The 21868-nt window shown below is 61.8% G+C and carries 20 protein-coding genes; 12 read left to right on the top strand and 8 right to left on the bottom strand.

Going from position 1 to position 21868, the window contains the following annotated elements; genetic code table 11:
• Positions 1–60: 60 nt before the first annotated feature.
• Complete coding sequence (locus tag BM400_RS02225) at positions 61–474, bottom strand: hypothetical protein (protein WP_175528820.1); 414 nt, start codon at positions 472–474, stop codon at positions 61–63.
• A 147-nt stretch (positions 475–621) separates the two neighbouring features.
• On the opposite strand from BM400_RS02225, the gene BM400_RS02220 reads away from it, so the two are divergent.
• Both BM400_RS02220 and BM400_RS02215 read left to right on the top strand, forming a co-directional pair.
• On the top strand, positions 622–1644 hold the full coding sequence (locus tag BM400_RS02220; protein WP_245781636.1) for a hypothetical protein: 1023 nt from the start codon (positions 622–624) through the stop codon (positions 1642–1644).
• A 265-nt stretch (positions 1645–1909) separates the two neighbouring features.
• Positions 1910–3520, top strand: coding sequence for an inorganic phosphate transporter (locus BM400_RS02215; protein ID WP_089836217.1), 1611 nt, complete (start codon positions 1910–1912; stop codon positions 3518–3520).
• A gap of 73 nt (positions 3521–3593) precedes the next feature.
• Here the strand turns inward: BM400_RS02215 and BM400_RS02210 are convergent, their stop codons facing one another.
• Complete coding sequence (locus BM400_RS02210) at positions 3594–4538, bottom strand: aldo/keto reductase (RefSeq protein ID WP_245781635.1); 945 nt, start codon at positions 4536–4538, stop codon at positions 3594–3596.
• Between the two features lie 189 nt (positions 4539–4727).
• On the opposite strand from BM400_RS02210, the gene scpB reads away from it, so the two are divergent.
• From scpB to BM400_RS02185, 5 genes are all read left to right on the top strand, one after another.
• Entirely contained in the window at positions 4728–5969 is a 1242-nt protein-coding gene (gene scpB / locus BM400_RS02205; RefSeq protein WP_089836215.1) for an SMC-Scp complex subunit ScpB, read from the top strand.
• Between the two features lie 214 nt (positions 5970–6183).
• On the top strand, positions 6184–7146 hold the full coding sequence (locus tag BM400_RS02200; RefSeq protein ID WP_089836214.1) for a pseudouridine synthase: 963 nt from the start codon (positions 6184–6186) through the stop codon (positions 7144–7146).
• A gap of 241 nt (positions 7147–7387) precedes the next feature.
• Positions 7388–7864 carry a peptide-methionine (S)-S-oxide reductase MsrA gene (gene msrA, locus BM400_RS02195; protein ID WP_175528819.1) on the top strand — a complete coding sequence of 159 codons (477 nt, stop codon included), beginning with the start codon at positions 7388–7390 and terminating at the stop codon, positions 7862–7864.
• A 106-nt stretch (positions 7865–7970) separates the two neighbouring features.
• Entirely contained in the window at positions 7971–9461 is a 1491-nt protein-coding gene (locus tag BM400_RS02190) for a lipopolysaccharide biosynthesis protein (RefSeq protein ID WP_245781634.1), read from the top strand.
• Positions 9451–10479 (top strand): glycosyltransferase family 2 protein, encoded by a 1029-nt coding sequence (locus tag BM400_RS02185; RefSeq protein WP_089836212.1) that lies wholly within the window; start codon positions 9451–9453, stop codon positions 10477–10479. The genes BM400_RS02190 and BM400_RS02185 overlap by 11 nt, the downstream gene beginning before the upstream one ends.
• Here the strand turns inward: BM400_RS02185 and BM400_RS02180 are convergent.
• From BM400_RS02180 to BM400_RS02165, 4 genes are all read right to left on the bottom strand, one after another.
• Complete coding sequence (locus BM400_RS02180; protein WP_089836210.1) at positions 10476–11444, bottom strand: segregation and condensation protein A; 969 nt, start codon at positions 11442–11444, stop codon at positions 10476–10478. The genes BM400_RS02185 and BM400_RS02180 overlap by 4 nt on opposite strands.
• Entirely contained in the window at positions 11444–12625 is a 1182-nt protein-coding gene (gene trpS, locus BM400_RS02175; RefSeq protein ID WP_089836208.1) for a tryptophan--tRNA ligase, read from the bottom strand. Before trpS ends, BM400_RS02180 begins: the two co-directional genes overlap by 1 nt.
• Positions 12626–12802: 177 nt before the next feature.
• The gene (locus BM400_RS02170; protein WP_089836205.1) at positions 12803–13507 is read right to left on the bottom strand and encodes a site-2 protease family protein; all 705 of its coding nucleotides are present in this window, start codon (positions 13505–13507) and stop codon (positions 12803–12805) included.
• 18 nt (positions 13508–13525) lie between these two features.
• Positions 13526–13708: a hypothetical protein gene (locus BM400_RS02165; RefSeq protein ID WP_089841387.1), complete on the bottom strand. Its 183-nt coding sequence runs from the start codon at positions 13706–13708 to the stop codon at positions 13526–13528.
• Between the two features lie 168 nt (positions 13709–13876).
• Between BM400_RS02165 and BM400_RS02160 the strand changes: the two genes are divergently transcribed.
• A complete protein-coding gene (locus BM400_RS02160) occupies positions 13877–14098 on the top strand; it encodes a hypothetical protein (protein WP_245781633.1) in 222 nt (73 codons plus the stop codon).
• An 82-nt stretch (positions 14099–14180) separates the two neighbouring features.
• A complete protein-coding gene (locus tag BM400_RS02155; protein WP_089836202.1) occupies positions 14181–14465 on the top strand; it encodes a hypothetical protein in 285 nt (94 codons plus the stop codon).
• A 77-nt stretch (positions 14466–14542) separates the two neighbouring features.
• On the opposite strand, the gene BM400_RS02150 is transcribed toward BM400_RS02155, so the two are convergent.
• A complete protein-coding gene (locus tag BM400_RS02150) occupies positions 14543–14989 on the bottom strand; it encodes a hypothetical protein (protein ID WP_089836200.1) in 447 nt (148 codons plus the stop codon).
• 279 nt (positions 14990–15268) lie between these two features.
• Here BM400_RS02150 and moaA point away from each other — a divergent pair, with 279 nt between their 5' ends.
• The 3 genes from moaA to BM400_RS02135 all read left to right on the top strand — a co-directional run bounded on the left by moaA (position 15269) and on the right by BM400_RS02135 (position 19499).
• Positions 15269–16348 (top strand): GTP 3',8-cyclase MoaA, encoded by a 1080-nt coding sequence (gene moaA, locus BM400_RS02145; protein ID WP_089836198.1) that lies wholly within the window; start codon positions 15269–15271, stop codon positions 16346–16348.
• A gap of 189 nt (positions 16349–16537) precedes the next feature.
• Complete coding sequence (locus tag BM400_RS02140) at positions 16538–17608, top strand: GGDEF domain-containing protein (protein WP_089836196.1); 1071 nt, start codon at positions 16538–16540, stop codon at positions 17606–17608.
• A 211-nt stretch (positions 17609–17819) separates the two neighbouring features.
• The gene (locus BM400_RS02135; protein WP_245781632.1) at positions 17820–19499 is read left to right on the top strand and encodes an amidase; all 1680 of its coding nucleotides are present in this window, start codon (positions 17820–17822) and stop codon (positions 19497–19499) included.
• 86 nt (positions 19500–19585) lie between these two features.
• Here BM400_RS02135 and BM400_RS02130 read toward each other — a convergent pair whose 3' ends face one another.
• Positions 19586–21526, bottom strand: coding sequence for a hypothetical protein (locus BM400_RS02130; protein ID WP_245781631.1), 1941 nt, complete (start codon positions 21524–21526; stop codon positions 19586–19588).
• Positions 21527–21868 lie beyond the last annotated feature (342 nt).

Raw genomic sequence — 21868 nt, 5'->3', positions numbered from 1 at the left:
AGGGACACCCATGGCAGGAACTCAAAGTCTTTGAAAACCTGGAGAAAAACCTGCCGTCAGCTAAGCGTGGGTACGCTCGGCTGGCGGAGGACGGCTTGCCATCTCGAACCGCCAGGAGAACATCCGGTCGATGCCATCGGCTTCACGCGTGAGCGTAGCCAGTGTGACCATCGACACCTGCGGCAGCGCATCGGCTACCGGCAGGGCGGAGTGCATCGCCACGCAAAGCGGGCAGTTGACCGCGGAGCTGGAATCGGAGTCCGGCTTGGTCGCCGGATCCTTCGTCGCGTCATAGGCCACCGCATGGACGGGACCTGCCACATGGACCTGCAGAAGGCTCGCTTCAAATGCGTCCACGTGCGCATGGCATACCTGCGCCGTGCTGCCCACGCTGACCAAACCAATGCAGAAGATCGCAAGCAGCCGCAGCCAGAGTGGCAGTGCCGTACGCTTCCGTCCGCGTTGGAGTCGCATCTTCATAGTCGAAGGCCTGTATATCAGTCTTGCACACACTTTACGTAGCCACAAAATCGCGTTAGCGAAGCCAGCCTGCGCGCTATCCTCTTTTATCAAGCGTCCGGATCCAACAAGGCGCGTCTAAACTGCGGAGTCTGAAACGTTATGATGCTCGCTCGCCCTCTCTCCGTAGCCTTCCTCGCTGCCTGTTTCTCGCTCGCTCCAGCCCAGGTGCGGAAGCCCCTCGACGCCGAGCCGTCTGCCTCGCACCGCACCCACCTCATCCTCAAGGACGGCTCCTACCAAGTCGTCATGAGCTACAAGGTGCAGGGCGACACCGTCATCTACGTCTCGGCCGAACGCGGTGGCGATACCGAAGAGATCCCGCTCTCGCTTGTCGACCTCGAAGCCACCAAACGCTATGAGAAGGCGCACGACCCCGAACAGGCAGGCAAGCCCCCCGTGCTCGACCCCGAACTCGCCAGGGAAGAGACCGAGCGCCTCTCCCGCACCCCCGAAGTCGCCCCCGACCTCCGCCTCGAAACCACCGACTCCGTCCTTCTCCTCGATACCTTTCAGGGCACCCCCGAACTCGTTTCGCTCTCGCAAAATGGCGGCGAACTGAACAAGAAGACAGGCCATTCCATCCTCAAAGGCCTCGTCAACCCCATGTCCGCCTCGCACCAAATCGTCGAACTGCGCGGCCAGCGCGCGGCTGTCCAGGCGCACGTCGCCCAGCCTGCCCTCTACCTCGCCCTTGGCGAAGACGCTGGAGCCCCCACCGGCTCCGCCCCCCTCGTCGTCGACACCCGCGGAGCCACCGGCAACGCCCCGGTCACCCCCTCCGGAGCCTCGCCCAACAGCCAGTACGTCATCGTCCGGGCCGACGTCCGTCAGGACGTTCGCATCCTTACCAGCTTTAAAATCAGCGCATTAGGATCCGTCAAGCGTCAGGAGGACGTCGTCGAAACCACCACCGAGGTCCTCCCCGGAGGCCACTGGATGAAGCTCACCCCCACCCAGCCCCTGCTCTTCGGCGAGTACGCCCTCATGGAAATCATCAGCGAAAAAGAGGTCAATCTCGGCGTCTGGGACTTCGGGGTTCACCCCACCGCCCCCGAAAACCGCGATGTCATCAAGCCCTCCCCGCGCCGCCCCGCCACCCTGGAACGTCGTCCCCGCGACTGAACCACGATAGAGGCCCCTCGGCCTGTTCTCCTGTGACTTGCCCCATCGGCCTGCCGCCAGAGAAGAGTACGGGCACTCAACACCGCGTTCCCGCAGGCCCGGTCAGGTCACCCCGAAGCAACTCCGGATCAGCCTTCGGGGGCCCTGCCTCTCTCCCCCGGCACATCAAAACTTAGACGATTTCATTGCTCCGTAATCATCGTTTGCCCCCTGTGCGGTTATCGTCGGGAAGCCAACCCATATTCCGTACCAGGTGATCTCAAACATGTCCTCGACAGCTACCGTCCGCGAAGCCTCTCTCCTTGACCAGAAGCTTGCTAAATCGTCCGCCGGTAAATGGGGTGGAATCGTCTTCATCGTCATGCTCGTCGGCGGCCTCATCTACATCGGCTCGAAGCTCGCCAGCGATCTCTCGATCGTGCACAGCCCCAGCGTATTCCCGTTTGTCCTGTTGGGTCTGGCGTTGTTCATCGCGCTTGGCTTTGAGTTCGTCAACGGATTCCACGACACCGCCAACGCCGTCGCCACCTGCATCTACACCCACTCGCTGGAGCCGCACGTCGCGGTCGTTTACTCCGGCATCATGAACTTCATCGGCGTGCTGATGAGCTCGGGCGCGGTCGCCTACTCGATCATCACGCTGCTTCCCGTCGAGCTGATCCTCAAGGTCTCCAAAGGCTCCGGCTTCTCCATGGTCTTCGCGCTTCTGGTCGCGGCCATCCTCTGGAACCTCGCTACCTGGTGGCGCGGTCTGCCCGCCTCCAGCTCGCACACCATGATCGGTTCCATCATCGGCGTGGGCGTCGCCAACCAGCTCATGCAGGGCAACTCCGGAACCTCCGGAGTGGAGTGGGAGCAGGTCACCAAGGTCTTCAAGGCGCTGCTCATCTCGCCTCTGGTCGGATTCGGCGCCGCCGCCATCGTCTTCCTCATCTTCAAGGCTGTGGCGAAGGATCCGCGTCTCTACAAGGCCCCCGAAGGCACCGAGCCGCCGCCGTTCTACATCCGCGCGCTGCTCATCCTCACCTGCGGCGGCGTCAGCTACGCCCACGGCTCCAACGACGGCCAGAAGGGCATGGGCCTCATCATGCTCATCCTCGTCGGCACCGTTCCCACCGCGTACGCCCTGAACCACACCGTCACCGCCGCGCAGGTTCAGACCTTCGCCGCCGTCTCCACGCAGGTTGCCGGAGCGCTCTCGAACTACATCGACCCCTCGGCCGCCGTCGCCGACCCCGGCCCGCAGCTTGAGAAGTTCGTCTCCACCAAAACCTACGAACCCGGCGTCATGCTCGCCCTCCAGTCCGAGATCAACGAGATCCGCAACGAAGCCACCAGCTACGGCTCGCTCGCCGGTGTCCCGTCCGAGATGCAGGCCAACGTCCGCAACCAGATGTACCTCACCAGCGAGACGCTCCGCATCCTCGCTAAGGCCCCCAACGCACCCAAGATCTCCGCTGCGGATACCGCCGCCATCGCCAACTACAAGAAGTTCCTCGACACCTCCACCCGCTTCATCCCCACCTGGGTGAAGGTCGCCGTGGCTCTGGCTCTCGGCCTCGGCACGATGATCGGCTGGAAGCGCATCGTGGTCACGGTCGGCGAAAAGATCGGCAAGACTCACCTCACCTATGCCCAGGGCGCCAGCGCAGAGCTCGTCGCCATGTGTACCATCCTCGCCGCCGACAACTACGGTCTCCCGGTCTCGACCACCCACGTCCTCTCATCCGGCGTGGCTGGAACGATGGCGGCCAACCGCAGCGGTCTCCAGCTCTCCACCATCCGCGATATCGCCATGGCCTGGGTCTTCACCCTTCCTGCGGCGGCGCTGCTGTCGGGCGGCCTCTTCTGGCTCTTCAACTCCATCGCGAAGTAAAGAAAACTGAAAACCGAGGCCCCCAACTCTCGGAAGCGAGAGGTGGGGGCCTCGGTCTTGTTCACGGCAGTGCTTAGGGCCGCTCTGTCAGAAACTTCCCAATCTCCGCATACTCCGCCTCGCTCAACCGGAAGTCCTTGGCCGGAAATACCCCATCCACCTGCTCCGCGCTTCGCCCGCCCACAATCGCTGCCGTAATCGCGGATTGGTGCAGCGTCCATGCAATCGCGACAACGCCCGCCGTCACCCCATGCCGCGCGCCAATCTCCCCCAGCAACTTCGCCAGGTCCAGATTCCGCGACAGCCGCGGCTCCTGGAACTGCTTCGTATTCTTGCGGAAGTCATCCGCCGGCATCTTCGCAATCCGCTCCGCCGTCATCTTGCCCGTGAGCAGCCCACTCTGCATCGGCGAGTAATTGATCACGCCAATCCCATGCTTCTCACAGAACGGCAGAATCTCCGCCTCTACGCCACGGTTGATCATCGAGTAGGGCGGCTGCAGGGAGGTAATGGGTGCAATCTTCAGCGCCCGCTCCATCTGGGCAACGGAAAAGTTCGAAACTCCAATCCAGCGAACCTTGCCCTCACGCTGCAACTCGGCCATCGCCGTCCAGCCCTCTTCGATCTCTTCGTCCGGCACGGGCCAGTGAATCTGGTAGAGATCGATCGCGTCCACCCCCAGACGCTTCAGGCTGTCCTCGCACTCCCGCTTGATCTGCTTCATCGTCTGCACAATCTTGCGGTCGTCGCCCCAGGTCATGGACGACTTCGTAAACACATACGGCTTCGTGCTCGCGGTCTTCAGTGCCTTGCCGACGACCTCTTCCGAGTGTCCCAGCCCATACACCGCCGCGGTATCGATCCAATTGATCCCCAGATCGATCGCCCGATGGATCGCCGCCACCGACTCCGCGTCGTCCTGTGGGCCCCACGCATACTGCCAGTCGCCGCCGCCAATCGCCCAAGCGCCGAAACCGATCGACGTCAGTTCCATCTCCGAATTGCCAAGCTTCTTCATCGTGATCGCTCCTGGAAATAGGATGCAGTTCGCCAAAAAAAGCATCCGGTATGGCACCTCCATCTTATCTTCCCCGCAAAAGCCGTTGCATCCTTTCGGTAACTCCCCGGCACGCGCCAGGGGGTTGACTATCCGGGGGCCCGTTCAACCCGCAAACCTCCGCGTCTTATACACTCAAACCTGCAAACTATGAGCCTTAAAGCCAAGATCGAAGCCGTCATCTACGCCTCCGAAGAGCCCGTAACCCTGGCCCAGCTAATGGGTCTCCTCGGGCAGGAAGCACAGGCAGAGCTCGACCACCTTGAGAGCGCTCAGCATATGCTTGCTCTCAACGCCGCGTCCGCCCCAGCCGAGTCCAACTCCGACGACATCAGCGCCGAAGACATCAACGCCATGGCCGAATCGACTACGGAGGAGAATGCCGAGGCGATCGAGCAGGTCAGCGAAGAGCCTCTCGCCGGTGAAGCCGAGCCCAGCGTTCCGTCGGAGGTTGAAGCCGCCCCCGTGGAAGCCTCGGCTGGGGAAGCTGCTCCGGACGCCGCCACGGCGGAGTCAGCCGCAGTGGAGCCTCCTGACGCGGAAGCTGAAGCCGCGCCGGTGGAAGCCGTCGTCGCGGAAGTGGCGGTAGGAGTCGCCGAGCCCGACGCCCCGGTCGAAAAGGACGAAAAACAACTCGCCAAAGAGGAAAAGGAGCGCACCCGCCGTCTCCGCGAGTACTTCCGCGAGATACTCGACCAGCTCATCGCCGACTACGCCAAGTCCGAACGCGGCCTCGAGATCCGCGAAGTCGCCTCCGGCTTCCGCCTCGCCACCAAACCCGAGTACCACGATGCCGTCCGCGGCTTCGTCAAGAGCCTGAAACCACCCCTCAAGCTCACCCTCCAGGCTCTTGAAACGCTGGCCGTCGTCGCCTACAAGCAGCCCGTCACCGCCCCTGAGATCTCCGAGATCCGTGGCGTCGACTCCGGCGGCGTGCTCGGCTCCCTGATCTCCCGCAAGCTCATCGCGACCGCAGGACGCAAGCAGGTCATTGGCAGGCCCATTCTCTACAAGACCACACGAGACTTCCTCCTCCGCTTCGGCCTCAAAGACGTTTCGGAGCTTCCCAGCATCGAAGAGTTTGAGAAGCTGGCCGGTGAACTGGCCGACTCCGAAGCCGTCCAGGAGGAGATCCCGATGCCCGAACCCGCACCGAATGAAGCTGTCGAAGAACTTGCGGAAGACCTCGAACCCAGCAAAGGCGAATCCGGCCCGCAGGCCGACGGCGACACCACCCCACTCGACGAGGCTCACGACGAAACCCACGTCGGCACCGCCGAGCCAACCTTGGCCACGCCCGAGGGCGACAACGAAGCACCCCCCGATGCTCCCCTCGAGCCCGTCGCTGAGGACCTGGAAACCCCACCCTCGATCGATACCAACAAGCTCTAGAGCAAGCACTCCAGGAAAGATGCGGAGAGGAGCAAGAGCAAGGAACGCAACCCGCGCGAGATCTGTCTCTCGCGGGTTGCGTTCTTTGCTTTTGTCTCTTTAACCCCGATTTTCCGCCTTTTCCCCACAATCTTTGTCTTTCTTGCGATACTGGAGATAGCGTTCTCCATCCAACAGCCGCCGCGAGGCGCCGCAAACCAAGAGGTTCTCCACCATGCCAAACGAAAAACTCCCTGCGAAAGCACCCGCTAAAGCCGTAGCCAAGCCCGTCGCAAAAAACCCTGCCAAGCCCGAAGAACCCAAGGGCGACCGCCTCCAGAAGATCCTCGCCCAGGCTGGCATCGCCTCCCGCCGCAAGGCTGAGGAGATCATCCTCGAGGGCCGCGTCCAGGTCAACGGAACCACCATCACCGACCTCGGCACCCGCCACGATCCCCACAAGGACCACATCCGCGTCGACGGCAAGCTCCTTCAGGGGCCCGAGAAGCAGCGCTACTACATGCTGAACAAGCCGCGCGGCTACGTCACGACGCTGAACGACCCCGAAAAGCGCCCCACCGTCATGCAGTTGATGGCGAACAAGAAGTCCGGCCCCCACGGCGACCAGGTCCGCCTCTACCCTGTAGGCCGCCTCGACTACCTGTCCGAGGGCCTGCTTCTGATGACCAACGATGGCGAACTCGCCAACGCGCTCTCCAAGGCCGCCGCCGGCGTTGAAAAGACCTACCTCGTCAAAGTCTCCGGAGTCCCCCCCGCCTCCGCTCTCGACCAGATCCGCCGTGGCATCATGATCGACCGTGGCCGCCTGGACGAGGTTCGTTCCGGCCGTCGCGACCGCATCATCACCGCCCCCGCCAAGCTGGAGCTCGTCCGTGGCGGCGACAATCCCTGGTATGAGCTCACCCTCACCGAGGGCCGCAACCGCCAGCTCCGCAAGATGTTCGAGGAGATCGGCCACCACGTGGAAAAGATCCGCCGTATCGGCTACGGAGCTCTCCGCCTCGACGTCCCCCCGGGCGAGTTCCGCGAACTCACCCTCGGTGAGGTCATGGCCCTCGACCGAGCCAGCAAGGGCAAGAAGGTCGTTCCCAAGAAGAACCTTCCCGAGCATGCCCAGTTGAAGGCGCCCGTGAAGAAGAAGCCCACTTTCCGCAAGCGGGTTCCGCGCCGCCCCTAAGCCCTTGAAAGCATGGCAACCCACGTCTTTCCCCAGGGAAGACGTGGGTTTCTTTTGTGCGCGACCGGAGGCCAAATCGCACCCCGCGACGTCCAACAAGAGTCACCTTGACGACGGCATTTCCAGAGCCGACAATCAACGAGCTTTTCATCCGGGCCCGGGGAGACATCCGGGCACAGTTTGCATCCAATGACTGCACCATCTGTCAGCAACTGGCACCAAGCATCAAGGGAGTATCCTCGTGGCAATTGAAAAAGCAACATTTGGAGCAGGCTGCTTCTGGGGCGTTGAGGTCCGGTTCAGTGAGCTCTCCGGCGTCCTCGACACCGCAGTCGGATATGAAGGCGGCACCAACAACCATCCCACCTACAAGGAAGTCTGTACCGACCGCACCGGGCACGCTGAAGTCGTGGAAGTCACCTTTGACTCGCGCCGCCTCTCGTACGAGCAGCTTCTGGACGCATTCTTCTCATTCCACGACCCCACGCAACTGAACCGCCAGGGGCCCGACTGGGGCACCCAGTACCGCTCCGTCATCTTCGCCCACTCCGAAGCCCAGGCCACGCAGGCTCGCTCGAAGATCGCCGAACTGAACGCCTCCGGCTCCTTCCGCAGTCCCATCGTCACCAGGGTCGAGCCTGCCACAACCTTCTGGAAGGCCGAGGAATATCACCAGCGATACCTGGAGAAGCGCGGCATGGTCTCCTGCCACATCTAACCCTTCAGCCGGGGTACAGCCGCTCCGGCTGGCTCAACCCCGGCTGGTAAAATAACCCCAGCAAACGGGCCGCACGATCCCGAACCCGATCTGCTCCGCCCAAGGCATGCCGACCACTTCCAACGCCGACCTGCCCATCTCGACCAGCCCCCCCATCTCCGGAGGCTTCGACCCCGCGACGGCTCCGGAGGTCACCCCCCCAGAGCCGCACGTCAATCCCTCGCCGCAGACGCGCTTCGACCGTGTTCTTTTGCGTGTCGCCCGCTTCGTCGGACTTGATCGCGCGGTGGTCTTCACGCTCCTCGCCCGCGGTTGGGCGTCGGTCGCTGGGTTGATCTCGCTCACGCTCATCACGCGCTTCCTCACCCGCGCCGAACAGGGCTACTACTACACCTTCTACTCGCTCGTCGCCCTTCAGATCGTCTTTGAACTGGGCTTCTCGGTCGTCATCCTGCAGACCGCCTCCCATGAGGCCGCGCATCTGCACCTGTCAGAGGACGGCACCGTCACCGGTCCCGAAGACCGCCACGGCCGCCTTGCCTCCGTCCTCCAGAAGGCCGTCCGCTGGTACACCGTGGCCGCCATCGCCATGGCCGTGATCCTCTATCCCGTAGGCCGCCACTTCTTCAAGCTGCAGGACCTCAAGCAGCCCCACGGAAACCCCGTCGCCTGGGGCGTGGCCTGGTTCGCCGTAGTCATCGCCACCACCTGCACCTTCCAGATCGACCCCCTATTCTCCTTCCTCGAAGGCTGCGGCTACGTCTCGAACGTCACCCGCACCCGCCTCGCCCAGGCCGTCCTCGGCTCTCTGCTCGGATGGACCGCCCTCTCCATGCATCACGGGCTCCTGGCACCGGCCTGCATCATCTTCGGCCAGGCCATCGCCGGTGGCTGGTTCGTCTACGGCAAACGCGGCCTGCTCATCCCTCTGTTGCGCCACAAGGCCAGCGAGTTCCGTATCGACTGGGCAACCGAGGTCTGGCCCTTCCAATGGCGCATCGCCGTCTCCTGGCTCTGCGGCTATTTCACCTTCCAGCTCTTCAACCCCATCCTGCTGAACTACCGCGGCCCCATTGAGGCCGGCCAGATGGGCATGAGCCTCAACATCTGCGGCACGCTCTCCGCTATGGCCATCGCCTGGATGAACACCAAGGCCCAGCCCCTCGGCCGCCTCATCTCCCTCAAGGACTACAAGACCCTCGACCGCACCTTCTTCCGCGCCGTCATCCAGTCCACCAGCGCCGCCTTCCTTGGCTTCGCTACCGTCTGGGGCATCGTCTTCTACCTGTACTCCCGCGGCAACCCGCTCTCTCTGCGTATCCTCCCGCCCTCCACCCTGGCCCTCCTCTTCGCCGGCCACGCCCTCAACGTCATCGTCTTCGCCGAAGCCCTCTACCTGCGCGCCCACAAGCAGGAGAAGTTCATGACGAACTCCATCCTCGGCGCCCTCTGGATGGCCCCGACGGCCTTCTTCTTCGGTCGCACATCCGGAGCCCACGGCATCGCCATCTGCTACTTCTGGGGCACCATCTTCATCGGGATCGGCTACGGAACATACACCTTCCTTCGCTACAGAAAGCTCTGGCATGCCGACTGATCCCCAGCCGATCCTGACCATCGCCATCCCCACGTATAACCGTGCTGATCTGCTGGAGTCCCTGCTTGCGGTGCTCACGCCGCAACTGGCCGCCCATGCCGATGTAGAGCTTCTCATCCTCGACAACGGCTCAACGGACAATACGCCGGCCGTCGCAGCCCTTTATGCGACCCCGCAAACCCGCATCCATCGCCATCCCGAAAATATCGGCTCCGACGCCAACTTTATCTCCGCCTTCCAACAGGCGCGTGGTCGTTACTTCTGGCTCTGCGGCGACGACGATATCCCCGTTCCACCCGCCGTCGACAACCTGATGCACCACCTCCGCACCAGGGAACTCGATCTCGTCTACCTCACCAGCTATGGCTTCCGCGAGAACTGGGTCACCGAGCGGCAGGAGGACCCCTTCCAGCGAAGCTTCCACACGATTACCGATCCCCGCCACCTCACCATCGTAGTCAACATGATGTTTACCTTCATCAGCGGCATGGTCATCAACCGGAACCGCCTCCTCGCTCTGCAAGACGAAGGTCTCCGCATCGAGGATCCCAGCGCCTTCCTCGGCACCAACCTGACGCAGCTCTCCTGGACGCTCCCTCTGCTGCGCCGCCATCGCCAGTCACTCGTGCTGTGGAATCGCCCCATCGCCGCCCGTCAGGGGCACAATGGCGGATACGCCCTCGCGCAGGTCTTCGGCGAGCGTCTGGTGGAACTCACCCAGCGCTGTCTGCCCGACCGGCTCGACCTGGCTCGCCTCATCACGAACTTCGCGATTCGCCGCTGGTTCCCGTCGATCATCTACGACATCCGCGCGACAGGGAACCAGACCTTCGAGCTCGACAAGGCCCACGCCACCCTCAGCCGCGTCTTCGGCGGCAACCCACGCTATTGGCTCTTTACCTATCCCGTACTGGTCCTGCCTCTGCCTTTGGCCAGGGTCTGGTTGCGCGCCGGAGAGGCCTTCTCCAAGCTTCTTTACATGGCCACTGTTCCCGGCTTCTGGCGCAAGGAGATCTAGCGCCAGTCGTCGCGCGTCACACTCTGGTCCGCGATCAGGTCTTCGAAGTTGTCCGTCTTTTTAATCAGGATGTCCCCCTGAATCACCGGCTGGTGCAGCAGAACCGCCTGCAGCCGAACCAGCTCCAGCATCGCCAGGAACATGCAGATCAGCGCCCGCTCCGTATGTGTGTTGTGCAGAAGCCGCCGCAGCGAAACCGGCTTGTCTTCCAGCAGAAGCCGCTGCTTCACATAGGTGATCATCTGCGCCACGGTCACGGACTCCTCATCGACATTGAGGATAGGCCGAGTCCGAATCCGCTCCAGAATGTCGCGAAACACCCGAATCAGGTCCGACGTATCGGCAGCAATCTCCTGCTCCATCCCGCCAATCTGTGCTGCCTCCTGCTCCCGCCGGAAGTAGCGCAGCCCAGGATTGGACCACGTAGCCTCTTCGATCTGCTGCTTCTGCTGCAGCATCTGCGCTGCGGCCTTGAACCGCTCATGCTCCAGCAGACGCTCCACCAGCTCGCGCCGCGGGTCCTCCGCATCGGCCCCGGTCACATCCGAGGGGTCGCGCGGCAGAAGCGTCTTCGACTTGATATGGATCAGCAGCGAGGCCATGTAGATAAACTCGCCCGCAGAGTCCACATCGGTCTGCTTCAACTGGTGCGTGTAGTCCAGAAACTGCGACGTGATCCGCGCAATGGGGATGTCGTAAATATCGATATTCTGCTTGCGAATCAGGTCCAGCAGGAGGTCCAACGGCCCGTCATAGACCTGTCCCACCTGCACCGAAAACGGTGAGAGTGAAGCCTCTTCCTTTTCCTTGTCTTTGTCCCTCGCCGCAGGCGTACGCTTCGGCTCGGGAGCAGGCGGAGTCGGCTTCGAAGCCAGCGCAAACGGCGGATGCGGAACCTCAGCTTCAACCTCAGGCACGCTGCCTTCGGCGGTTGGTTCTTCGGATTGTAGGGTCTCTTCGGACATTACGGTCTCGGCTGACGCAGGCCCATCACTTCGCGGACCTCGTGCATCGTTTGGGTTGCGCGGGCACGGGCTTTCGCCGCACCTGCGGTCAGAATCTCTTCCACGAGGGCCGGGTTGGCTTCGTAGTGCGCACGTCGCTGCTGGATAGGTGCCAGTACATCCACCACGGCGTCTGCCAGCCAGCCCTTGCACTCAATGCATCCAATACCCGCAGTTCGACAGCCCTCGGCGGCTTTTTCCTGGATTTCCACAGTGGAAAAAACCCTGTGCAAATCGAACACCGGGCAGACATCGGGGTTGCCGGTATCCGTCCGCCGAATCCGCGCCGGATCGGTCACCATCGTCTTCAGCTTCGCCCGAACCTCCGGTTCCGGATCCGCCAGCATGATGGTGTTCCCATAGCTCTTCGACATCTTCCGGCCATCGGTGCCGGGAAGCTTCGGCGAAGGCGTCAGCAAGACTTCAGGCACTGGCAGAATCGTCTCCGTGCCGTACCCGCTCTTCAGCTTGGTCTGGGGAGCCGCCGCGATCAATTCATGCGGCGTAAAGTGCTCTTTCTTCGAATCGTTCGCCAGCTTCCGCGCCGTCTTCTTCACCGCCTCCAGCTCCCACGGGGCCGCACCCTCGGCCATCGAGAAGCTGCCCGGATAGAGCTGGTTGAAGCGCCGCGCAATCTCACGCGTAATCTCGACGTGCGCTTCCTGGTCCTTGCCCACCGGAACATACTTCGGCTGGTACAGGAGGATGTCGGCGGACTGCAGCAAGGGGTAGCCAAGGAAGCCGTACGTGGCGAGATCCTTTTCCTTCAACTGCTCCTGCTGGTCCTTATACGTCGGCACGCGCTCCAGCCACGTCACCGGCGTAATCATGCTCAGCAGCGTATGCAGCTCGGAGTGTGCAGGGACATCCTGCTGCACGAACAACGTGCAAAGGTTCGGATCGAGACCAGCCGCCAGAAAATCGAGAATCACGTCATCCGAACTCGCCGGAATGCCCGACGGGTCGAAGTACTCGGTCGTCAGCGCATGCAGGTCCGCGATGAAAAAGAAGCAGTCGTACTCATGCTGCAACTGGACCCAGTTGTACAGGGCACCCATGTAGTTGCCCAGATGGAGCCGGCCGGTGGGGCGCATGCCGGAGAGAACACGGGGGCGCGAGCTAAGAGGTGTCTGATCGGTCATTTCGCTTCACTTCAAGGGTACATGATGGGCGACCGCGCCTCTCGGACGAAAAGAATTTGGGGAAATAGCGGGGAAAACAGACAAGAGCAAAAACAGACCGCCGATCTGAATACCAAGCTCTTGTCTTTGTTTCTCTTTCCCGTTTTTCCGCCTTTTCCCACAATCCCTTGCCCTTGGTTACAGCGCCGCCAGCAGCCCGTTGAACACCCCGAGCACAATGGGATAGAAAATCCCCACGATAGGCCCGACGGCGACGAAGAAGATCAGCATCCACCACATGCCGATGCTGTCGTAGGTCTTCAGCGCATTGTAGGAGAGGTAGTTGCGCAGAATCCGGCTCCCATCCAGCGGAGGAATGGGAATCAGGTTGAAGATGAACAGCGTGCAGTTGATGATGACGGTGAAATAGAGCAGAAGCGCGATGGGGAAGAGCGCCGGGAGCGCCGAGATGTCGATGTCCTGGAAGTGAAACGCGATCAGGACTGCAGCCTGAATGGCCAGCACACCGCCCGCCATCGTGTGTTTGAGAACGAGCAGCAGCACAACGGCGGTGAAGGCTAGCCCAAGGTTGCTGGCTGGCCCAGCCAGTGCCGTGATGTTGTCGTCGCGCTTATAGTGCTTGAAGTTGCGCTGGGTGACTGGAACCTGCTTGCCCCAGCCGATCATGAGGCCACCGCCTCGCAGCAACGAGTAGATGGGAAAGACAAGCATGCCCCAGACGTCCAGGTGCTGCAGCGGATTGAGCGTAAGGCGCCCCAGCATCTTCGCCGTGGGATCGCCCAACCGCAGCGCCACCCAGGCCTGGGTGCAGCACTGCACGGAGATGGTAAAGAAGAGGACGAAGATCTGGAAGACGATCAGGACGACATCAAAGCTGCTCATGGGGTCTCGGGGGGTGCGTCAATCGTTATCGGCGTCAGGCGTTAACAGATCCGCCAACGTCTTTTTGTGCTTTGGTTTGGCTGCTTCCTTCTGTTTCGGATCCGGAATCACCTTTTCCGGCGGAGGCTGCCCGATGCGGTCGCGCGCGTTCTCCTTCACCGCTTTGACAGTCGAGAAGACGCGCTTTTTCGCTTTGCTCATGATCGTGACCCGGAGCTCCCGGTGCGTGCGAAGCCCATGCTGATTATGCAATACTCAGGGCGATGCATGGGTTGCCGGGCAGCACGACCCAACCGGTGAACCCGGGCGAGGTGACCAATGGAAGAACGGGATTTTTTCGACGAGAAGAGCGAACTCCGGACACATACGATGTCGTGTCCGCACTGCGGGCAGCCGGGTGAATACCAGGTTTCGTGGATCGTACGGCGGAAAAAGACACAACTCCCACGCGGCGCCGATGAGCGCGACCGCGCGCGTTTCGCCAAGGCACAGAGCTACATGGTACGCCGCGACGACCCCATGGCCTGCAAGAATATCCGCTGCCGCAAGCGCTTCGACGTGGTCGGACTGCAGTCTGTTGCTTTCCTCTAACCGCAGCCGGGCTGGGGATATGTTTTAATACGTGTAGGCGACCTCTTTTCAGGCCAGCCGAGACATTCAGGAGATCGATCCCATGGCGAACATGCTGATTCCCGTAAACGAACGCGACTTGACCCCAGACGAAGTAGAGGCGCTCGATCGCCGTCGCCGTCGCGGCCAGCTCTTTCTGGTAATCGGCTTCCAGTGCCTGATCGTCTCCTGCCTGCTGACCCTCTGGTCCGGACAGGATCTCACCTACTCGCCCGGATGGATGCACCCGGTAGCCTACTGGAACATGACGACCGGCGCTCTCGCTGTCTTCTTCCTGCTCTCCGGTCTTCGCCTGCGCAGCGGAAGCACCGAGTTCATCTCCTACTAGCAATCGGCAACAGACACAGCGAAGGCCGAACCCCGTCGGGGTTCGGCCTTTGTCATGTGCTTCAGGATGTCGAAAGATTACGCGACCATCTCACGTTTGCGCGGCGAGGCCTGGATAAGCCGGATTAAATCCTCAACCGTGATGAGGGGCTCATGGCGCACCCCGGGACGAAACTCTCGTCCGCTCTCGAACGCGAGTGCGACCTTGGTCTGTTCCAGATCGCCCAGACCCAGCCCAAGATCCTCGTCCAGGTGGTCGGTCAGGAAGATCGGGAAATGGACATTCTGTTTCTCTTGCAGATACCGGTAAGTGGAACGGGCGATGATGGGATCGAAGCCGAAGGTCGTCAGGTGCTCGACGAAGCTATCCTCGGTATGACCCGCACGTTCGCGCAGGAGCGCAGCCTTGCGGCGGGCAGCCGAAAACTTCAAAAGAAGAAAGCCCGCCACAAGCACGCCCACGATGATCATGAGCGGCGTCGCCTGCTCGCTTAACCAAAGTTGGACTGTGCTGGGAGTAAACATAAGTTTTTCGTTCCTGATAAATCGTCATCGGTGCATGTTGCGTGAGTGTTGAAAACCGAGATATACGACAAATCTAGAACTTTGGATGAATTGCTTCAATGAAAAAGTAATGTGACATTACCAAAGAAACACGCTTAGTTACTCCTTTGGAAGAGAAGTAATTTCCGCGGCGAACTAACACCGGTAAGACGCTTTGGAAGACATAAGAGATGTCTCGCGGATCTCCGCTGCATCGATGCCCCTGGCAGTGCATCCTAACTGTAGACTTGAACGAACTTTATGCCGCTTCTCCCGCCGGAACTCGCTGAACTCGAACACGCTCCGCGCGTGAGTGCTGAGGGTCGTCTGCGGGACAAATTCGGGAGAGCCATCACCGACCTCCGCATCTCCATTACGGATCGTTGCAACTACCGTTGCGTGTACTGCCGCACCGGCAACGAAGGCGCCCAGTACTCCGAATTACCCATCGCGGATTACCTCCGCATGATCCGCCTGTTCGTCTCTCTTGGCGTTGAAAAATTGAGACTTACAGGGGGCGAGCCTCTGCTCCGCGCAGGCCTCGTGGAGATGGTCCAGGAGCTGGCCGGCATGCGCACGGCCTTTCTCCCCGACGGCACGCCCACCACCAACGGCCTGCCCCTCGACCTCGCTCTCACCACGAACGGCCATCTCCTCGAAGGCCTCGCCGAGCCCCTCAAACGCGCCGGCCTCAACCGCGTCACCGTCAGCATGGACGCCGTCGACCCCAATATCTTCGCAGCCATCACCCGCGTTCCGCGCAGCTATGAGAAGGTGCTCGCCGGTATGCGCAGGGCCCGCGAGGTTGGCCTTGGTCCCGTCAAGGTGAATTGCGTGCTGCTGCGTGGCTTCAACGACAGCCAGATCGAGGCATTCGGCGAGTTTTCGCGGCGGGAAGGTGTCATCGTGCGCTTTATCGAGTTCATGCCTCTCGAAGAAGATCGCACCTGGAAGCCCGAAACGGTCGTCACGATGGACGAAATCGTCGCTCGCTTGAACGCCGTGCGGCCCCTTCGAGAGCTTCCGCCCAACGCCGCCAGCGAGACCGCCAAGCGCTTCACCTTCAACGACGGCATCGGCGAAATCGGCATCATCGCTCCCGTAAGTCGTCCCTTTTGTGGACATTGCAGCCGCATCCGACTCACCTCCGACGGCAAGATCAGAACCTGCCTCTTCTCACAATCCGACCACGACCTCGAAGGTTTAATGGTGCGCGGTGGAACCGAGGACGACCTCAAGGCGTATATTCGGCAAGTTGTCATGCGCAAGGAAGAGCGTCACCACATCGGCGAAGCTGGCTTTGAAAAGCCATCGCGTAGCATGGTGCATATTGGTGGATAGAACGCGGTAAACGGGTGGAGAACGATGGATGGAAGTACGGTTGGTGGGCCCCGTGCTGTTTATTACCTTTTGATTACTTTTCTGCTATTTTCATGGTTACCTATATGGTGGGTGCGGCGGAGGAGAGGACCAGAGCAGAATCGTCTGCGCGGTACCGGAGCCTCGGTTCGTGTTCCGACAGGCAATGCAATGCCGAACAAAATTCCGTTTCAGGTTATCGAGAGCCGCCAGATGGATCACCTGCGGGTGTTCCACGATGTAGCGCGAGCCCTCACCTCTACCCTTGAGCTCGAGGAGATTCTGCTGGCCATCATGACCAAGATGGCCGGATTCTTCGGCCCGGAGCGCTGGTCGCTGCTGATGGTCGACGAAGAAACGGGCGAACTCTATTACGAGATCGCCGTCGGCGAAGACGCCGAGAGCCTCAAAGGCCTGCGCGTGAAGATGGGCGATTCGGTCGCCGGCTGGGTGGCCCAGACCGGCAATCCGCTTGTGGTGCCCGACGTCTCACTCGACCCGCACTGGTCGGCCTTCGCGCGCCGTCACCCAGAGCTCCAGATCCACTCCATGGCCTGCGTTCCGGTGCGCTCGGCGAACAAGACCCTCGGTGTCATCCAACTCCTCAACAGCAAGCTCGATCTCTTGAGCGAATACTCCATCTCGTTTCTGCGCATCCTCTGCGACTACGCGGCCATCGCCATCCAGAATGCGAACTCGATGAAGCTGATCCACCTGCTCAGCATCACGGACGACTGCACCGGTCTCTACAACGCACGCCATCTCTACAGCCTCATGGACGAGTGCGTCCTGCACAGCCATGCGGCGGGCGGGCAGGAGTTCAGCCTGCTGTTCATGGATCTCGACCGCTTCAAGGGCGTCAACGACACCCACGGCCACCTCGTGGGCTCGAAGCTCCTCGCCGAGGTCGGCAAGATGCTGAAGAAGCGCATCAAGCCCGGCAGCTCCGCCTTCCGCTACGGCGGCGACGAGTTCGTCGTCCTGATGCCCGGAGTCGGCAAGGATGAGGCCGTGGAAATCACCAAAATCCTCTACAGCGGCCTCCGCGAGACCGTCTTTCTCGAGAACGACGGCATCGGCCTGCGCCTGACCGGCAGCTTCGGCCTCGCCACCTTCCCCGAGGATGGGGGCTCCGTCCACGCCATGCTGCAGGCCGCCGACCGCATGATGTACGCGGTCAAGAACGCCGGCCGCGACAAGGTCTCGGTAGCCGGAACGGGCTTCATGCTCGGCAACGGGTAAGCGGCAAGAGACTGTTCCGGAAAGGCGGAAAACAGGAAAAAGAAGCAAAGTCCAAAGCATCGAAACGGGGAGTTTGTGCGTTTTGCTTTGCCTCTTTTTCCCGCTTTTTCCGTCTTTCCCCCACAATCTTTTGCCTCCAGGGTCATGCCCTTGTTCCTCCCGCGAGCCCTATACTGAACGCACCACCCCTACAAACAGAGGCCCGAGAGAGATGAAGCCACTCCGCACCCTAGCCGCCGCAGCCTTCCTGACGCTTGCTCTCCCTGCCCAGACTCATCCGCCCACGCAGGCCCAGATGGACCGCGATCTCCTCGAAGCCACCGTCCCGCAACTGGAGCAGTACTACGCGACGCATCGTTACACCGTCGTCCAGGTCACGCAGTGGTATCTCGACCGCATCGCGAGGTTCGACGTTCGCTACAAGGCAGTCATCACGGTCGATGCCGCCGCCGCGCTCGCCCGCGCCAGGGCCGAAGACGCCGCCCCCGCGCATAAGGGCCCGCTCTACGGCGTGCCCATCGTCCTCAAGTCCAACACCAGCATGCAAGGACACATCACGAACGATGGCTGGAAGGGCTTCATGATTCCGGGGCATGAGTTGGTCGCGCCCGAGGACGCCACCGTCACGGCTCATCTGCGGGCGGCCGGAGCCGTCATCCTCGGACAGACCAACATGCCCGACTTCGCCGCCTCCGACACGAACAAGAGCACGGCGGGAGGACGCACCGGCAATGCCTACGACGCACGGTTTTCGCCGGGTGGCTCTTCAGGTGGAACCGTCACGGCGGTGACGGCGAACTTCGCCATGCTGGGCACCGGGACCGACACCGGCAACTCTATCCGGATGCCGTCCAGCACCAGCTCCGTGGTCGGTGTCTTCCCCACGCGCGGGCTGGTTTCCATTGTGGGGATCGCGCCGCTGGACTGGCTCCTCGACAACACCGGCCCCATCGCACGCGACGTCACCTCCGCTGCGATTGCGCTCGATGTGATGGCAGGGGAAGACCCGCGGGACTTCCGGACCAAAGGCGCAAAGGCCAGGGCACAGCCAGGGCCGTATACGAACTATCTGAAGCCGGGAGCCTTGCAGGGCAAGCGGTTTGGCGTACCTGCCTTCATCCTGTCGGCGGCGCCGGGCGCCACGGCCGGGGTCTCGCCTGGAGGGGCCGTCGGCCGCAGCATCTACCTCCGTCCGGAGACCCGTGCCCTGTTCCTCAAGGCACTCGACGGCCTCCGAGCCGCCGGAGCGACCATCGTCATCGAGGACGACATCCTGCCCGACACCTTCCCCAAGCTCATCAACGCCGTGAACACGCGTCCCTACCGTGGCGAGGGTGCCGACCTCTTCCTGCATGACTTCGGTCCCGCCGAGTACCGCTCCGTCGCGGCCTATGAGAAGGTCATAGGCTCTCCCATACCGGCCAGCATGTCCGGTGTCTTTCCCGCGGGAGCTGCTACCCTCTCCGGCCCGCCCCAACGCGCGCCGCAGCCTCAGCGCAACCTCGAGGGCGATCCGGAAGCCGAAGCCAACTTCTTTGCTCCGCAGCGCGCCGCACTCGACGCCTATACCGGCACGCTCGACAAGTACCACCTTGACGGCTTCGTCTATCCCGCGGCGCAGATGCCTCCCAACGACGAGACGATTCCCCAGCCCGACGGCCGTCCCAGCTCCGGGCCGCACTCGAACACCGGCTGGGTGAATAAGATCGGCGTCCCGGCGGTCGTGGTTCCGGCTGGCTTCTACGCTACAGGCCTGCCCTTCGGTATGGAGATCTCGGCACGCCCCTGGAAGGACGGAGACCTGCTCGGTTGGGCGTACGCCTTCGAGCAGAAGACCCATCTGCGCCAGCCGCCGGTGCTGATCGACCTGCCAAGGCCTGCTGAAGACTAGTCCTGCGGGACGGGCGCCCGCGCAGGGCACTTTTAACGCAGCAAGGGCGCCCCCAAAGAGGCGCCCTTGCCGCGTTTCCGATCTGTTTAGGGGATGTAGTAGCGGAATCCCGTGAAGATCATGTTGTTGGTGGCCTTCGGCGAACCGAAGCCGGAGGGGTTGTTGGTGTTCTGGCCGGTCCATGCGCCCTTGGTCAGGTAGCTGTAGGTCGCCTGGTACTGGATGCGGCCGAGCTTCGGGCTGGAGTAGACGCGGTAGGTAAAGCCAACCGTGCCTTCCAGAACGTCGCGGGTCGAGCCCGAGCAGCTTCCGCCCGTCGCGTTGGTGATGCCGTTGTTCGTCGTGACCGTGGGCTCCGTACCGCAACCCGTATCCACCTGTCCGTAGGTCAGCACCGTCGAAGCCGGGGTGGAACCCGACGCCGGGGTGAAGACGCTCTTCGACAGCAGCGGAGCGTAACCCACGTAGTAGGTCGTCGCCACACCGGACGCAGCCGTGAGGGTCGTCGTGTAGTAGGTGCGCTGCAGATACTCGCCACCGGCGTAGCCGTAGATGTCGAGCTTCTTGGTGGGGTGCGTCTCGATCGAAAGCAGACCCTGCGAGCTGCGCAGCGGCTCAAACGTTCCGTTCGGCTTCACCGTCACGTCGCCCAGGTTCGAGGTGCCGTAGCGGCCCACACCGGTTCCCTGCATGACATGCAGACCGATATCCAGGTACTTCGTCACCGGGAAGCGCGCATTGGCGAAGAAACCGCCGCCCGCAACCGTGTTGTTGACGCCCGCACCCTGCGGAACCGAAGCAGGAGCGGTCGGCTGGTAGCCCAGCGTGGGGTAATAGCGATCGCGGAACAGACGAACGATGCCTCCCAGCTCATAGTGTCCATAGGGGGAATCGTTCGCCCACTTGACGATGAAGTCGGGAGCCACGTTGTTGGAGTAGTTCTGCGCGCCCGGAGCGTCCGCCGAACCGCCGCCCGTCGAGGAGTAAAGACCGCCCGTCGAGCCCTGTCCGCCGAAGAAGAAGTTGTACGGAAGGTTCGTCGAACCGGCCAGAACCGTCTGCGACTCTTCGATGCCAAGCGCAACCTGGTTGTACCGGCCAAGCTGCTGCGCGAGACGGATGCCATACTGACGCGTGAAGCTGAAGCCGACGTGGTACTGGGCATCGATCGTGTTCGGCAGATTCTCAATGCCGGGCGCGGAGTTCAGACCCTTCTTCGTCTCCGTCACCAGCGACCACATCTGGCCGCCCGTGAACGTAAAGCCGTTGTTGACCGCAAACTGTCCCCAGAGCTGGCGCTGACGCATCGTGTAGCTGTTGGTCTGGTTGTCGTTCGAGGTGACACCGGCGGAGAGGAAGTCCATCTCGTAGTAGCCGCCCATCCTGCCCCAGGGGGTAGGAGCGGTGACCTGGAGGCCAAGACGCGACTGGCGGCCAGAGGCGTTGAACTCGCTCAGGTAAGCCTGTGGGCTGTTCTTATAAGGGGTTGCGCTGAAGGGCGTGTTGACATCCGAGTTCATCGAACGCGAACGGTATACGGATTCAGCCGCCAGGAAGCCCACCGGGGTAAACGTCACACCCTTGTAGTGGATCGAAGCCGGCTCGTGCACGTCGGCCGCAAGCTTCTTCTGCGAATCGTCGACGGCTTTGATGGCCGCGGTGTCGGTGACGCCCAGCGTGTTGATCTGACCCTGCAGATCCTTCACGCGGTCATCTTCTTCCTGAATGCTTGTGCTGACCTCGGCGGCCTTGGCGTTGGCCTGGGCAGCCTGAGTCTGCGCGTCCTGTACGATCTGCGCGGCGCCTGAAAGCTTCGCATCGCGATCGGCAAGCTGCGATTTCAGCTCGTTGATCTGCGCCTGCATCTTGGCTTCGGCTTCGCGCATCTCCCGAAGCTGCTCCGCAACCTCGGAGCCGGGCTTCGTCTTGGCCTTCTTCTGCGCCTTGGTCGTCGTTGTCTGCGCATGAATCGGGGCCGAGGCAGCCGCCACACTCAATGCCAGAACCAGCATCCATTCTTTCTTCATAATTCCTCTCGTAGAACACTCCGAGGGGCACACGTCCGGTCCTAAAACGCGCCTGCCGCCTTTGCGGAAGGTCACCGAACCGTGATCATGGGCCTCTTCTGTACCTCAGAGCGTGACAGCGGATTGTGAACGTACGGCTACTGTTGTGTGAATGCACAGCTAAAAGCTTGCGATTCCCCGATCAACCGGGGACGGCAAGGTGGGCAGCGCTCAAAACATGGGGTTTTTAAGCTGAGGACCCTTCAACTTCCGCGAGGAGCTTGGGAAAACAACAAAACAGCCAGCCGGAATTCACTCTCCATTCATCTATGCCCGTTAGCCTGTGGGAGCATCAACAGAGAC

Origin of the sequence: Granulicella pectinivorans, from assembly GCF_900114625.1 — a bacterium.
Classification (GTDB): Bacteria; Acidobacteriota; Terriglobia; order Terriglobales; family Acidobacteriaceae; genus Edaphobacter; species Edaphobacter pectinivorans.
This window is presented reverse-complemented; position numbering and strand designations above follow the sequence as displayed.